This window comes from Rhizobium terrae (genome assembly GCF_003425685.1).
GTDB classification, from domain to species: Bacteria; Pseudomonadota; Alphaproteobacteria; order Rhizobiales; family Rhizobiaceae; genus Neorhizobium; species Neorhizobium terrae.
The window spans coordinates 218,278-232,315 of the sequence record NZ_QJKM01000012.1; the positions used below are offsets into that span (position 1 = coordinate 218,278).

Below are 14,038 nucleotides of genomic sequence, written 5' to 3' on the forward strand. Positions count from 1 at the left end.
TTACTTGGCGGTGCCGGCCAGCACCGGCGTCGTGTCTTCCGTCATGTTGGCGACATAGGTCAGGTTCGCCTTGCCGGCCCAATGAACCTTCTGCCAATAGAGCGGAATGACCGGCACGTCGGCGAAGACCATGTTGGTCGCCTTCTGCAGCAGTTCGATGCGTTTCTTGGCATCGAACTCGGCGGTCGCGGTCTGCATAGCCTGATCGAAGGCGGGGTTCGAATATTTGGTTCGGTTGAACGAGCCGGCGCCGGCATCCTTGTTGACGCTCATCAGCAGATTGCGGAGACCGGTCGCGGACGTCGGAGTCGAATTGCCGAGCGAGAAGATGAAGGCAGAGAATTCGCCAGCCGAGGCGCCCTTGGTGTAAACGTTGTAAGGCTGGGCGACGACGCCGTTCACCTTCAGGCCACCGCGGGCAAACATCTGGCCGAGCGCCTGGGCGACCTCGGCGTCGCCGGGGAAGCGATCGTTGGAGGTGTGGATGGTAATGCCGAAGCCGTCCTTGTAGCCGGCCTCGGCGAGGAGCTTCTTAGCATCGTCCGCATTGAACGCGACGGCCTTGATCGACGGATCGTTGCCGGCAACGCCGTTCGGCACGAGCTGGCCGGCAGCTTCCGCCGAACCGTCGAGAATGCGGTCGATGATGAGCTGGCGGTTGATGAGTTCGGAGAGCGCGGTACGGACCTTGACGTCTTTCAGCGGGTTCTTTTCGAGCGGCTTGCCATCCTTGTCGGTGACGAAGGGGCTCTTGTCACGGGCGCTGTCGAGCGCGAGGTAGATCAGGCGCGATGACGCGGTCGAGAAGACCTTGAGGCCGGAAATGCCCTGAATGGTCTTCACGTCGCCCGGCGGCACGGCGTCGATGAGGTCGACGGCGCCAGAGCGTAGCGCTGCAACACGGGAAGCATCGTTCGAGATGAACTTGATCGTGACGTTGTCGAAATCCTGCTTCTTACCCCAGAAAGCGTCATTGCGGGCAAGCTGCAGATTGTCACCCGGCGTCCAGGACTTGAACTTGTAGGCACCCGTGCCGATCGCCGCCTTGCCGCTGTTGAAGTCCTCGATCTTGGCACCCTCGGCAACCTTCTTTTCGACGATATAGACGAAGCCGATCTGCTCCATGAAGTCCGGTGTCGGCTTCTTGGTCTTGAACTCGATCGTCAGGTTGTCGATCACCTTCATGCTGTCGATCGCCGCCACGTTGCCGGAGAACGGTGCAGGGCTGTTCGGAATGTCTTTGGCGCGGGTGAGCGAGAAAATCACGTCCTCGGCCGTCAGCGGGTTGCCGTCATGGAATTTGACGCCGTTGCGGAGCTTCACCTGCCAGGTCAGCGGGTCGGTATTGGCCCAGGACACGGCAAGCGCCGGCTCCATGTTGATCGCCGCATCCGTTTGCACCAGACGGTCGAACACCGACTGGGCGATATTCTGGTTATTGCCGGTGCGAGAGAACTGCGGGTCGATCGCGGACGGTTCGGTGGCACTGCCGATCGTAAGGTCGGCGGCCTGCGCCGCGCCCATCGTGAACACCGTGGCGGCGACGCCTGCCAACAGGAATTTCATCGATTTCATAGATCTGTTCCCTTCCTTTTTAGATGGCCGGTTCGGCCGTTGCATTCGTGGTTTCATTTGCGGCAAGATCATTCCGGTGGCAGGCGCTGACATGACCCGCGGCATTTTCCTTCAGGACCGGCCGCTCGATACGGCAGCGGTCGAAAGCCTTCGGACAGCGAGGATGGAAATGGCATCCCGTTGGCGGATGGAGCGGTGACGGAATCTCACCCTTGATCGGTGTAAATGTACGACGACGGTCGGCGACCGTCGGCAGTTCGCGGATGAGCGCCTGCGTATAGGGATGTTTCGGGTTGCCGAAGAGTTCGTCCGGCGTAGCGCTTTCCACGACACGACCGAGATACATGACGACGACCCGGTCGCAGATATGCTTCACCACGCCAAGATCGTGGCTGATGAAGAGATAGGTGAGGCCGAATTCCCGCTTCAGGTCCATAAACAGGTTGAGGATCTGCGCCTGGATCGAGACGTCGAGTGCCGCGACGGATTCGTCGCAGACGAGCAGTTTCGGCTTCACCGCCAGCGCCCGGGCGATGCCGATGCGCTGCCGCTGGCCGCCGGAGAACTGATGCGGGTAGCGGTCGAGATAGGACGCATCGAGACCGACCCGCTCAGCAAGCGACGCGACATAGTCCCGCATTTGCCGACCTTTGGCGATGCCGTGCACCTTGGGCGCTTCGCCGATCAGATCGATCACCCGTTTGCGCGGATTGAGCGTCGACATCGGATCCTGAAAGATCATCTGGGCGGACAGGCGCATATTGCGCTTTTCTGCACCCTGCAGGGAGATCAGCGGTTTGCCTTGCCAGCGCACTTCGCCGCCGCTTGCTGGCATGATGCCGGCCATGACGCGCCCGAGCGTCGACTTTCCGCAGCCGGATTCACCGACGAGGCCGACGACCTCACCCGGATAGACGGCAAGGTTGACCTCATCGACCGCGTGCACGGTCTTCTCTTCAAGACCAGCGCCAAACAGGTTGGCAATCTTTTCCGCATAGTCAAGCTTGCGCGAGAAGCGGCGGCTGACATCGACGGCCTCGATAAGGGGCATACTCATGCGGCCCTCCCGACATGTGGATGGAAGCAGCGGAATTCGCGACCGGCGGCGATCTCCAGCATGGGTTCGGTGGCGCAGATTTCGGTTGCGCGGGCGCAGCGGTCGCGGAAGGCGCAACCCGAAGGACGCGACAGGGGCGACGGGGCAAAACCGGGGATCGGCCGCAGCGGTTCGCCGCGCGGCACGGCGGCTGGGACAGCACTCAGGAGGCCGGACGTATAGGGATGACGCGGCTCAGTGAGCACACCGTCCACTTGTCCCGCTTCGACGACCCTTCCTGCGTACATCACCATGATACGGTCCGCAAGGGCGGCCACCACACCGAGATCATGACTGATCCAGATCAGCGCCATGCCGAACTCCCCGGCAAGCCGCTTGATCTCGAACAGGATTTGCGACTGGATCGTCACGTCTAGCGCCGTCGTCGGTTCATCGGCGATGATCAGGTCCGGTCGGTGCAGGAGGGCGATGGCAATTGCCACGCGCTGGCGCATGCCGCCGGAAAACTGGTGCGGATAGGAATCCAGCCGCTCCTCCGGCGAAGGAATGCCGACAAGGCCGAGCGCATCACGCGAGCGCTGCCGTGCCTCGGCCCGGGAAACGCTGTCGTGCGCCTGCACCGTCTCGATCATCTGCGTGCCGACCGAAAGAACCGGGTTCAGCGTCATCATCGGATCCTGGAAGATCATCGCGATGCGCTTGCCCCGGATCGTCCGCATGGCGGCCGGCGGCATCTTCAAGAGGTCGTCGCCGTTGAACAGGATCTGGCCGGCGACCACCCGGCCGGGCGGATCGACGAGCCCGAGGATCGAGAAGCCAGTGATCGACTTGCCGGAGCCGGATTCGCCGACCAGCCCGACGATCTCGCGCTCTCCGACCGTGAAGCTCACGTCGTCGACGGCCTTCAGGATCCCGCGGCGGGTCATGAAATGGGTGGAAAGGTTTTTGACTTCGAGGACGGGTGTCATCGCGCTTACCTTTCGCCCAAACGGGGGTTGAGCACTTCGCGGAGGCGATCGCCGACGATGTTGATCGAAAAGACCAGCAGGAGCAGCAGCACGCCCGGATAGACGCTGATCCAGTATTCGCCCGACATCAGCAGCTGGTAGCCGTTGGCGATCAGAAGCCCGAGCGACGGCTCGGTGATCGGCAGGCCGATGCCGAGGAAAGACAGCGTCGCCTCCGCCGAGATGGCGTTTGCCACCTGCAGCATGCCGATGACGATCAGCGGCGGCAGGCAGTTCGGCAGGATATGGCCGATCAGGATGCGCGGCGTGCCGATGCCGAGCGTCACTGCCGCCTCGACATAGTCCTTGTTCTTCTCGACGAGGGCCGCACTGCGGACAGCGCGGGCGAACGTCGCCCATTGCACCAGGATCAGCGCGAAGATCACCTTCCAGAGCCCCTGGCCCAGCAGCGCCAGAAGCATCAGCGCCACGAGAATGGTCGGGAAGCCGAGCATGAGGTCGACGACGCGCATGATCAGCGCATCGATACGACCGCCGAAATGGGCGGCAATCAAGCCGAGTAATGTGCCGATCACCAGCGCCACGAGGCCGGAAAACACGCCGACGCCGAGGCTGGTGCGCAGGCCGTAGATCATCGCCGAGAACATGTCGCGGCCTTGGCCATCCGTTCCGAGCCAATAGACGAGGCCATCCATGCTTTCCGATCCCGGCGGCAGCTTGGAATCGAGGATATCCAGCACGGCAAGGTCGTAAGGGTTCTGCGGCGTCAGATACGGACCAACAACCGCGGCAAACAGCAGGATGACGCAGACCACGGCAGCGACCACCGCCTTCGGGCTGCGGCTGATGCCGGTGAGCAGCCGGCCGACCAGCATATCTCCGCGGAAAAGGGCGGCGGCGCTCATGATGCCTCTCCCAGCCGAACGCGCGGATCGACCAGCGAATAGAGCACGTCGACCACGAAATTGATGAAGATGAACAGACTGACGATGACCAGCAGATAGGCGACCACGACCGGCCGGTCGAGCCGCATGATCGAATCGATCAGCAGCTTGCCGATCCCCGGCCAGGCGAAGATCGTCTCGGTCACGACCGCAAAGGCCAGCATGCTGCCGAGTTCCAGTCCGATCACGGTGATCAGCGGGATCAGGATGTTCTTGAACACATGCACGAAGACGATGCGGCGCTCGGAAAGCCCCTTGGCGCGGGCAAATTTCACGAAATCGAGCGGCATGGTTTCACGCACACCGGTACGCGTCAGGCGGATCACCAGCGACAGCTTGAAAAGCGAGAGATTGATCGCCGGCAGGATGAGATGCGTCAGGCCATCCAGCGTGAAGAGGCTCGAATGAATTCCGAGAAATTCACCCATCTGGCCGCGTCCCGTCGACGGCAGCCAGCCGAGCCAGACGGAAAAGATCATGATCAGCATCATGCCCTGCCAGAAGCTCGGCAGCGAAAAACCAAAGATCGAGCCCGTCATGATGACCTCGTCGGTCGCAGAGTTCGGTTTCAGACCGGAAAGCAGGCCGAGCGGAATGCCGATGACGAGCGCGATGAACAGGCCGACCAGCGTCAGCTCCAGGGTCGCCGGCAGGCGTTCGAAGATCAGGCTGATGGACGGACGATTGAAAACGAAGGAACGGCCGAGATCGCCGTGCAGCGCGTTCCAGACGAAGGTGAAGAACTGTTCCCAGAGCGGCTTGTCGAGGCCGAGCGAGGCGATCACCTGGGCACGCTCCGCAGGGCTCGCATCCGGAGCGATCAGCATTTCAGCCGGATCGCCGATCGCGTAGATGCCGATGAAGACGATGACCGCGGTCACGGCGAGGACGGCGATGCTCTGCATGAAGCGGCGGATGACGAAGACCGTCATAACGTGCGCTCCGGCTTACCCTTTGCCCCGCAGGGACAGAGAAGTTCCATGAAAGAAGGTTCCCTTATTTATTGTTGATGCCGACGATAACCGGGCGTGGAAGATGCACAATATTATGAGTGAAACGCATGAGCCTATGCGTTTCACGCGCGGATAATCGCATTCGCTTGTGTTCAGCGGCCTGTTGCCCCTAGGATCGCCTCATGAACTTCAAGCAGCTCGAAATCTTCAAAACGATCATGGATACCGGTTCGACTATGGCGGCGGCGGCCCAGCTCGGCCTGTCGCAGTCGGCGATCAGCCGTCAGCTCGCCTCGCTGGAGGAAGAGATCGGCCGGGAACTTTTTTTGCGGGATAAAGGCCGCCTAATACCAAGGCCCGAGGCGCATCTCCTTGTCGACGAAGTAGATGACGTTGCACAGAGCATTTCGCGCTTGCGCGTCAAAATCGGCGACGTGCGCTCCGGCGCCTTCGGCGAGGCGCTGATCCGGGTCGCCTTTCCGCACAGCTTGTCGACCACCATGCTGCCGCCCATCATCGCACGGTTTAAAGCGGATCATCCGCGCGTGACGGTGGAAATTTTGAGCGGTCCCTATGATGCGATCGAGCGAATGGTACGCGGTCGCGTGGCCGATCTGGGTTTCGTGCGGCTTCCCCCGGAAGAGCATTCCTTCGATACCCGCCCGCTTTTTTCCAGCGGCACGACCTGCGTCATGCCGGCCGGGCATCCGCTTGCGGCAAAGCGGGCAATCGACGTCAACGATCTTGCCCGCAACGATCTGATCCTCCTTGGCCGGCAGCGCATCAACCGAAACGAACTGGAACATGAGCTGCGGCGCATGGTGCCGAGCTATCGATGCAGCCTTGAAGTCCATTCGGTCGAAACTGCCTGCGCCTGCGCCGCGCAAGGACTCGGTATCGCGATCGTGCCGACGCTGATCGCCGAATTCTTCCTCAGCGAGGCGATCGTCATGCGGCCCTTCCTGCCGGACAAGATCGCCGACTACGGGATCATTACCATGCCAGGCGCGCCACTATCCTGGACGGCCGAGGCATTCATCAACATTATCAAGACGCCGCCGGTCGATACCGTGCCCTGAACGGGGCACCGGAATTCGGAAAAATCGACAGGCCCAACCGAAGCCGGATAGTGCTCGGACGCAACGTGTCGCTGCGTCCAAGCAAGTGTCGTGATCAAACCAGATCGAAACGATCGGCGTTCATGACCTTCGTCCATGCCGCGACGAAGTCCTTCACGAACTTCTCCTTGGCATCGGACTGGCCATAGACTTCAGCGATGGCGCGAAGTTGCGAATGCGAGCCGAAAATCAGGTCGACGCGGGTACCGGTCCATTTGGCGGCGCCGGTTTTGCGGTCGGTGCCCTGGTAAACGCCCTTCTTGTCGGCAACCGGAGCCCAGACCGTGCCCATGTCGAGCAGGTTGACGAAGAAGTCATTCGTCAACGTTTCAGGCTTGTCCGTAAAGACGCCATGTTCCGGCTGACCGGCCTTCAGTACACGCAGGCCGCCGATGAGCACCGTCATTTCGGGCGCAGTCAGCGTCAGAAGCTGAGCGCGGTCCACCAAAGCCTCCTCAGCCTGCATGAACTGCATCTTGCCGCTGTTGACATAATTGCGGAAACCATCGGCCCGCGGCTCGAGCGGCGCGAACGACGCCGCATCCGTCTGTTCCTGCGAGGCATCCATGCGGCCCGGCGTGAACGGCACGGTGATGTCCTGGCCTGCAGCCTTTGCTGCCTTCTCGACGCCGGCAGCGCCGGCAAGAACGATCAAATCGGCCAGCGAAATCTTCTTGCCACCGCTCTGGGCAGCGTTGAAGTCCTTCTGGATACCCTCAAGAATGCCGAGAACCTTGGCGAGCTGCGCCGGCTGGTTGGCCTCCCAGTCCTTCTGCGGAGCAAGACGGATACGCGCACCGTTGGCACCGCCGCGCTTGTCGGAACCGCGGAAAGTCGATGCCGAAGCCCAGGCCGTCGAGACCAGTTCCTGCACCGAAAGCCCGGTGGCCAGCACCCTGGCTTTGAGATCGGCGATGTCATTCTCATCGACCAACGGGTGATCGACGGTCGGAATCACATCCTGCCAGATCAGGTCTTCGGCAGGCACTTCCGGACCGAGGTAGCGGACCTTCGGTCCCATGTCGCGGTGGGTCAGCTTGAACCAGGCGCGGGCGAAGGCGTCTGCGAACTGGTCCGGATTTTCGAGAAAGCGGCGCGAGATTTTCTCATAGACCGGATCGAAACGCAGCGACAGATCGGTGGTCAACATGGTCGGAACATGCTTCTTTGAAGCGTCGTAGGCATCCGGAATGGAAGCCTCGGCGTTCTTCGCCTTCCACTGCTTGGCGCCGGCCGGGCTCGCGGTCAGTTCCCATTCGTAGGCGAAGAGGTTTTCGAAGAAGTAATTGCTCCACTTCGTCGGTGTCTGCGTCCAGGTAACTTCCGGACCGCCGGTGATGGCATCCTTGCCAACGCCCGTGCCGAATTTGCTCTTCCAGCCGAGGCCCTGGTCTTCGATCTCGCCGCCTTCCGGTTCTGCGCCGATGAAGGAAGGGTCGCCGGCGCCATGAGTCTTGCCGAAAGTATGGCCGCCGGCGATCAGCGCCACGGTCTCTTCGTCATTCATCGCCATGCGGGCGAAAGTCTCGCGGATGTCGCGCGCAGCGGCGACCGGATCGGGATTGCCGTTCGGACCTTCCGGATTGACGTAGATGAGGCCCATCTGGACGGCACCGAGCGGCTCGGCCAATTGGCGTTCTCCACTATAGCGCTCATCTCCGAGCCAGGTGCCTTCCGGACCCCAGAAGAGCTCTTCCGGTTCCCACACGTCGGCACGGCCGCCGGCAAAACCGAACGTCTTGAAGCCCATGGATTCCAGGGCGACATTGCCGGTAAGGATCATCAAGTCGGCCCAGGAAATCCGGTTGCCGTATCTCTGCTTGATCGGCCAGAGAAGGCGACGGGCCTTGTCGAGGTTGGCATTGTCCGGCCAGCTGTTGAGCGGGGCGAAACGCTGCTGCCCCTGGCCTGCACCGCCGCGACCGTCGGTAATGCGGTATGTGCCGGCACTGTGCCAGGCCATGCGGATGAAGAGGCCACCATAGTGTCCGAAGTCGGCCGGCCACCACTCCTGCGAATCCGTCATCAGGGCATGAAGATCCTTCTTCAGCGCGTCGAGATCGAGTTTCTTGAATTCCTCGGCATAATCGAACGCCTTGCCCATCGGATCGGCAAGACCGGAATTGTTGTGAAGGATCTGGACGTTCAGCTGGTTGGGCCACCATTCGCGGTTGGTTCTGCCGCGAGGCGTATGGGCGACCGGACACTTGCCGGCGTTTTCGCTAGATTTCGCATCCATGACTTTTCTCCTTGATTGCTACAATTATCTGCCTTGCAAAGGGAGCATCATCCCCCAAACCGCGTGGTTCGGTTGCGCTTTTTCATATCGTGACCCCACCGTTCAGCCAGGGTCAGATCGACGCTTCCTCCCGTACATCCTCCATATCGGAAGCAGGCCATAAATTTAAGTTGGATTTACTGATCGCTGCGATAAGCTAGGATTATGAAAAATCTGACCCTGAAACAACTGCGTTATTTCGAAGCTTTAGCGCGCGACGGCCGCTTCCGGCGCGCCGCGGATGCCTGTGCGATTTCCCAGCCGGCCTTGTCGATGCAGATCAAGGAGCTTGAACGGGAACTGGGTAGCGACCTCTTCGAGCGGAATGCCCGCGAGGTGAAATTGACCGCCTTCGGTCAGACTTTCGCGCTCAGGGTCCGCGACATTCTGAGAGCCGTCGATGAACTAGGTGACTTGGCGCGCGCCTCGCGAGAGCCATTTCTGACGCGCTTACGCATCGGGATCATCCCGACGGTCGCGCCTTATCTCCTGCCCGTGATCATAAACGACCTGAACAGAACATTCGACGGCATTCAGATTGACGTACGCGAGACGCTAACGGCGAAACTGGTTCAGGAACTGGCGCAAGGCGAGCTGGATGTGGCTATCGTCGCCTTGCCCGTCTCGGAACCATCCCTGACCGAGTTAAAACTGTTCGAAGAGGAATTCGTATTGGTACGACGGCAGGAGGATGAAAACAAACCGGTACCCGAGCCTGAAGCCTTGCGCGAAATGCGTCTGCTTCTGCTCGAGGAAGGTCACTGTTTCCGCGACCAGGCCCTGTCGTTCTGCAAGATAGGCGCGACCCGTCCGCGGGAAATCATGGAGGGTAGCTCCCTCTCCACCTTGGTGCAGATGGTGAGCGCCGGCATCGGCATAACCCTGATCCCGGAAATGGCGATACCGGTGGAAACACGCTCTGCGCATGTTTCCATCTCTCGATTCGAGGCACCCCGGCCCTCACGCGCCATCGGAATGATCTGGCGCAACTCCACGCCTCTGGTCAATCAATTCCTGCGGATCTCCGAGGCGGTCCGCCAGTCGGCCGATACCATGCGCGGCCAGTTTGCCGCTCCATGACAAACATCCGCTTCCCGACTACACCTTGGCTGCACCTAGCAATACCCTGCAACATCGGGCGCCAAGCCTCACGAGAATATTTCAATTCTCACAGAGTGCACCATTGCCCCGGACAAGCGTCTGCGCTCAATGCAGACCGGGTCGCGCGAAATCGCCAGCCGGAGGCTCGTTTGCAGGCAATGCCACTCCGGCCTTCGTCATATCCTGGATGAGCGACGTCAGGGCCAGCTCGAGGCAGTAGGTCGAGAAATCCAGCTTCATGGACTGGGCACGTTGGCAGGCGTAGGAGACCATGCGCCCGAGAGCCAGTATATCGGCCGCATCATGATCGGTTTCGGTCTTGTTTTTACTCATGCGATCCCCGCAGTGTTCCAAACGCAAATCTTCTGCGTCAAGGTTTACTGCATCACATGAAGCGTCACAGCATCGTCACGCCGATGTCAAACAAGCCCAACTAGGCCTTTTCATCGGTTTCGACCGAGCTTTCACCCAATGATTTCAAAAGTGCAACTATACGACGGCGCGTGAGAGGGTCTTTGATCTTAAAAAATGCTTGGTTCAAAGCGAATCCTTCATTGGAGCTGACAAAGGAACGCAGCGTATTGCCTTCATCCTCCCCGTGCATCGGAACGGGCAAAGTATCCCCGGCGAGGCTGTTGAAGAAGAATGCCACCTCGACACCGAGGATACTGGCGATCGCCTGCAGGCGGGAAGCGCCAACCCGATTGGTTCCCTTCTCGTATTTCTGGACCTGCTGAAAGGTGATGCCGAGCCGTTCCCCAAGCGTTGTCTGGCTAAGGCGCAAAGACTTTCTACGTAAGCGTATCTGGGATCCGACATGGACGTCGATCGAATTCGGCATTTTTGTGTGCATATAAAGGTCCCCTGGGCCGTGCTCAAAAAAGCGGCGCTTCTGAGTTACTATATGTGCCTTTGGAATATTAGCGCAATACAATTTATCGAGGCCAAACGAGTGCAAGCGCTAGATCTGTCCTGCTACGGTTTCTCTGCGATTAATAACTTTTGACAGGCAGCGGAGAGCGCCGTTTCTGCTGGCAAAATAACTCCAGCCCGGAACCGGCATGATTTCGAAATCAAGTCCTTCCCAGATCTCCCTATTCATTCGGTCGAATTTGTCCAGCTCTTCGACGTCTCCAAATTGCGGAAGCCATACCAGCGGCTTGTTATGGCCTGAGCGTATCGTGTTCTCCAGCATGAGATTGTTGTAGAGGCGTGGAAGCCGTTTTCCGCTGTCGGGGGCGACGACGTAGGGCACCGGGTTTCGCAGCACCTCGAAACCCTGACGGCGCAACGAAACCGCGGACGCATTGAGTTGCCGTCGTGCATTTTCAATCAGCGGATTCGATCGGCTGTCGGCTGAACAGGGCTCGCCCAAAAGCAGCAATGGGCGCCCATTCCGCTGAAGCCCTGTGACGGAAACGAACTGATCCACATGAAAGCCGAATTGATGCCCTCCACGGGCGAGATATTCGATTTCTTCCGACACGAGCTGCCGGTCGTCGGCAGATCCTCGGATCGATGCGGCTTGGCTGAGGTTGTTGGCCGTCAGGTTCTCGGAGAGATCGCCGGGATGATACCCGAATACGCGGATCGGGCGCTCATCCAGCGCTTCCAATCGCTCAAGGGTCCACATAAGCGGACCGGTAGCCGCTCCAAGGCCGCCGGACAGGATGCTGGAATGACCCAGTAGCCGGAAATCCGGTCCGACCAACTGGTTACCACCCGGCAAATGGAACGGGAGGCTTCCGATAGACGTCCTAAGAAAAGCTGCAAACTGCCTCCCTAGCCCGCAGTCTTCCGGCGCGAGGATTTCGACAGCGGTATCACCGTCTCTGACCCTCTTTCGGACCAGAAACGCATCCTGAACCCATGGGGTCGAAACCACCTCGGAAGCCTTCGAGCCTGGAACAAGAATAACCGTGCATTTCAGATCGAGCGCGTCGATCCACGACCGACCTTTCGTCAGAGACGCCTGATCCATCAGCAGGATCGCCTCAACATTTGCCGGCAACGCGGCCAACAGGTTTCCGATCGGTACCAATGGCCGAAACCAGTCACCCGCCTGCGCCTTTTCAAAGAATGCAGCAGGAATCGCCAGTGCGATCTGGCTGACAAGACCGCCGCAATCCGAAACAAGGTGCATGTCCGCCGCCTGACCCATCGAACGCTCTTATCTTCTTTGCCGTGCCGCCATATTCTCGAAGAACAGGGTGGTCTGGTACGTCCAGTGGCGCGGCTGCTCCCGTACGATCTCGCCGCATTGCAGTGCAGCCAGGAGATAAAGCGCATCGGCCTGTTTCACCGATATCGCAGCCGCGGCGAGCACTTTTGCTACATTCGGATCGAGACCGGCATCGGCAACGATCGAGCGCCATGTTCTGGCGGAGAAATGCCGACGCCGTGCCGCGGCGCTCAGCCGGACGCGCTGATCCTCGTCGAAGACTCCCTCCATGGCCTTGATGGTGGCCTCGGCATCGACCAACGCGATCGTCAAGGGACGATATTCAAGCTCCGCCGGCGCGTGGCTCACCGCCACATCGGCATCCGAGCTACGGATTCCGTCGCGGTATTCCCGGAAGATCTCCCCCAATCCTATCATTCCGAAGGCTTCGCATTCGGTAGCCCGTAGCGCCCCCATGCTTGCAGCCCCGGCTACAAATACGCCGTTTGAGAGCGCATAAAGGATTTCCTTGTGCCAGACGGCTGCGCAATCACCATAGAGACCGTCGATCAGACCGATCGCCTTGGCCCCGTCTCGGACGGCGCCCAGAAGATCACCCGACGCAGCCGGCGGACGAAATTCGACGTTGGTGAAGGCGCCAAGGTCTACCCCGAACACGGAGGGGCCTGCAAAAACGATAGTCTTCAATCGCGCCTCACCCTCTCAAGAGACTGTGCAACGCGCCGACGGAGAAGCTGTTCACCCCGCCGGACGCTGCCGCCAGGCCGCCGCCAAGCACCCGGATGACCGTAATGCCCGGCACGCCGCTCTCCAGCGGGAAGACATAGATATCGTCGACACCGGCTGCAAAAAGATGATCGGCAAGCCGGCGCCAAACCGGCGTGGCCATATCCCCGCTTGCCAGTTCGATCGATACCGGTCTCATGACCGGGACCTGAGGCAAACTGCGCCAGCCCGCAACGGCCTTATCTCCGTCATAACGATCGGCCGACAGATCGTCACGAGCCCCGCTGATATCCGTCAACCGGGATTGGATCGCTTCGAGAAGCGCCGCCACGGCCGCGTCGTATATGTCCAAGCGGCAAGCCACCCCAGCGGAGATGCGGGTTCCCGGACCATTCGGTGCAACGACCGACCGCGGAAGAGCGGCCATGATCACAGGCACGCCGTTGGCGCTCGTGAGGTCAAAAAGGCGTGGGGAAAGATCGATATTCTCCAACCGATTGAGAAGCCCATCGAGGTCTTCGGATACTCCGGTCGGGAGAGCTATGGAGCGGATGGCGAGCTGCCGGGTTGCAAACGCATCGACGGCGAAGCAGGCGTCGTTCTCGATGAGCTCCAGGAGCGCGTGTAGAATGGTTCGATCATGGTCGAAACCTGCCGCCAACCCTTGCGAGCTCATGTGAAAAGCCAGCCGGTCCCACGGAAAGTCTGCACGAAAATCCATGCCGACAAGTTCGTAGGGAGCAAAAACGGCGCTGTCCGTCCGAACGGAATAACCCTGCACCCATGCTCGCTCTCTATCGGGATCAAGCCGGGTCATGTCGACGCGAGCGCTCGCGCTCAACGGCACGAGCGAGGCACGCCGTCCCTGCATCATTCGCAGCGAGCCATATTCTTTGACGTGCCGTTGCGTATCCTCGGCGACGGCTCCCTCGATCGCCTCCATGACGGCCGAAAGCCTCGCCTGCCTGGCAGTGATGCCCTTGCCCTGCGAAACAGAAAGGCCACGGGAATTCGGCCGGACAGCAAACCACACCGGTATACCAACGATATCCAGATCCGTGATGTCGCCGACGCGTGTGATCCCGAACCGTTTCAACAATCCGGAATCATCGATCAAGGATTCTATCGCAGAGGCC

Annotated in this window: 13 protein-coding genes; 2 read left to right on the forward strand and 11 right to left on the reverse strand. The window is 60.2% G+C overall.

Annotation, left to right across the window (positions count from 1 at the left end):
* From DMO26_RS22775 to DMO26_RS22795, 5 genes are read right to left on the reverse strand one after another with little or no spacing between them, the layout of a single operon-like run.
* Positions 1 to 1,575 carry an ABC transporter substrate-binding protein gene (locus DMO26_RS22775; RefSeq protein WP_117194444.1) on the reverse strand — a complete coding sequence of 525 codons (1,575 nt, stop codon included), beginning with the start codon at positions 1,573 to 1,575 and terminating at the stop codon, positions 1 to 3.
* Between the two features lie 19 nt (positions 1,576 to 1,594).
* Positions 1,595 to 2,632, reverse strand: a complete 1,038-nt coding sequence (locus tag DMO26_RS22780; RefSeq protein ID WP_117194445.1) for an ABC transporter ATP-binding protein — start codon at positions 2,630 to 2,632, stop codon at positions 1,595 to 1,597.
* The gene (locus DMO26_RS22785) at positions 2,629 to 3,600 is read right to left on the reverse strand and encodes an ABC transporter ATP-binding protein (RefSeq protein WP_117194446.1); all 972 of its coding nucleotides are present in this window, start codon (positions 3,598 to 3,600) and stop codon (positions 2,629 to 2,631) included. Before DMO26_RS22785 ends, DMO26_RS22780 begins: the two co-directional genes overlap by 4 nt.
* A gap of 5 nt (positions 3,601 to 3,605) precedes the next feature.
* Entirely contained in the window at positions 3,606 to 4,505 is a 900-nt protein-coding gene (locus tag DMO26_RS22790) for an ABC transporter permease (RefSeq protein WP_117194447.1), read from the reverse strand.
* Complete coding sequence (locus DMO26_RS22795) at positions 4,502 to 5,476, reverse strand: ABC transporter permease (protein WP_117194448.1); 975 nt, start codon at positions 5,474 to 5,476, stop codon at positions 4,502 to 4,504. Before DMO26_RS22795 ends, DMO26_RS22790 begins: the two co-directional genes overlap by 4 nt.
* 203 nt (positions 5,477 to 5,679) lie before the next feature.
* Here DMO26_RS22795 and DMO26_RS22800 point away from each other — a divergent pair, with 203 nt between their 5' ends.
* On the forward strand, positions 5,680 to 6,576 hold the full coding sequence (locus DMO26_RS22800; protein WP_117194449.1) for a LysR family transcriptional regulator: 897 nt from the start codon (positions 5,680 to 5,682) through the stop codon (positions 6,574 to 6,576).
* Between the two features lie 94 nt (positions 6,577 to 6,670).
* On the opposite strand, the gene katG is transcribed toward DMO26_RS22800, so the two are convergent.
* On the reverse strand, positions 6,671 to 8,854 hold the full coding sequence (gene katG / locus DMO26_RS22805) for a catalase/peroxidase HPI (RefSeq protein WP_117194450.1): 2,184 nt from the start codon (positions 8,852 to 8,854) through the stop codon (positions 6,671 to 6,673).
* A 204-nt stretch (positions 8,855 to 9,058) separates the two neighbouring features.
* Between katG and DMO26_RS22810 the strand changes: the two genes are divergently transcribed.
* Entirely contained in the window at positions 9,059 to 9,973 is a 915-nt protein-coding gene (locus DMO26_RS22810) for a hydrogen peroxide-inducible genes activator (protein WP_117194451.1), read from the forward strand.
* A 126-nt stretch (positions 9,974 to 10,099) separates the two neighbouring features.
* Here DMO26_RS22810 and DMO26_RS22815 read toward each other — a convergent pair whose 3' ends face one another.
* The 5 genes from DMO26_RS22815 to DMO26_RS22835 form a co-directional block, all read right to left on the reverse strand.
* Positions 10,100 to 10,327: a hypothetical protein gene (locus DMO26_RS22815; protein ID WP_117194452.1), complete on the reverse strand. Its 228-nt coding sequence runs from the start codon at positions 10,325 to 10,327 to the stop codon at positions 10,100 to 10,102.
* Positions 10,328 to 10,427: 100 nt separating this feature from the next.
* Entirely contained in the window at positions 10,428 to 10,847 is a 420-nt protein-coding gene (locus DMO26_RS22820) for a helix-turn-helix domain-containing protein (RefSeq protein WP_117194453.1), read from the reverse strand.
* A gap of 108 nt (positions 10,848 to 10,955) precedes the next feature.
* Positions 10,956 to 12,155, reverse strand: a complete 1,200-nt coding sequence (locus DMO26_RS22825; protein WP_117194454.1) for a hypothetical protein — start codon at positions 12,153 to 12,155, stop codon at positions 10,956 to 10,958.
* Between the two features lie 9 nt (positions 12,156 to 12,164).
* Positions 12,165 to 12,863 carry a TfuA-like protein gene (locus DMO26_RS22830; protein ID WP_117194455.1) on the reverse strand — a complete coding sequence of 233 codons (699 nt, stop codon included), beginning with the start codon at positions 12,861 to 12,863 and terminating at the stop codon, positions 12,165 to 12,167.
* 7 nt (positions 12,864 to 12,870) lie between these two features.
* Positions 12,871 to 14,019 (reverse strand): YcaO-like family protein, encoded by a 1,149-nt coding sequence (locus DMO26_RS22835; protein ID WP_226951389.1) that lies wholly within the window; start codon positions 14,017 to 14,019, stop codon positions 12,871 to 12,873.
* Between the last annotated feature and the right edge of the window lie 19 nt (positions 14,020 to 14,038).

Excerpts from the sequence above, each read along its gene's own strand:
- DMO26_RS22775 (WP_117194444.1), bottom strand. The coding sequence starts at position 1,575 with ATGAAATCGATGAAATTCCTGTTGGCAGGCGTCGCCGCCACGGTGTTC.
- DMO26_RS22780 (WP_117194445.1), bottom strand. The coding sequence starts at position 2,632 with ATGAGTATGCCCCTTATCGAGGCCGTCGATGTCAGCCGCCGCTTCTCG.
- DMO26_RS22785 (WP_117194446.1), bottom strand. The coding sequence starts at position 3,600 with ATGACACCCGTCCTCGAAGTCAAAAACCTTTCCACCCATTTCATGACC.
- DMO26_RS22790 (WP_117194447.1), bottom strand. The coding sequence starts at position 4,505 with ATGAGCGCCGCCGCCCTTTTCCGCGGAGATATGCTGGTCGGCCGGCTG.
- DMO26_RS22795 (WP_117194448.1), bottom strand. The coding sequence starts at position 5,476 with ATGACGGTCTTCGTCATCCGCCGCTTCATGCAGAGCATCGCCGTCCTC.
- DMO26_RS22800 (WP_117194449.1), top strand. The coding sequence starts at position 5,680 with ATGAACTTCAAGCAGCTCGAAATCTTCAAAACGATCATGGATACCGGT.
- katG (WP_117194450.1), bottom strand. The coding sequence starts at position 8,854 with ATGGATGCGAAATCTAGCGAAAACGCCGGCAAGTGTCCGGTCGCCCAT.
- DMO26_RS22810 (WP_117194451.1), top strand. The coding sequence starts at position 9,059 with ATGAAAAATCTGACCCTGAAACAACTGCGTTATTTCGAAGCTTTAGCG.
- DMO26_RS22815 (WP_117194452.1), bottom strand. The coding sequence starts at position 10,327 with ATGAGTAAAAACAAGACCGAAACCGATCATGATGCGGCCGATATACTG.
- DMO26_RS22820 (WP_117194453.1), bottom strand. The coding sequence starts at position 10,847 with ATGCACACAAAAATGCCGAATTCGATCGACGTCCATGTCGGATCCCAG.
- DMO26_RS22825 (WP_117194454.1), bottom strand. The coding sequence starts at position 12,155 with ATGGGTCAGGCGGCGGACATGCACCTTGTTTCGGATTGCGGCGGTCTT.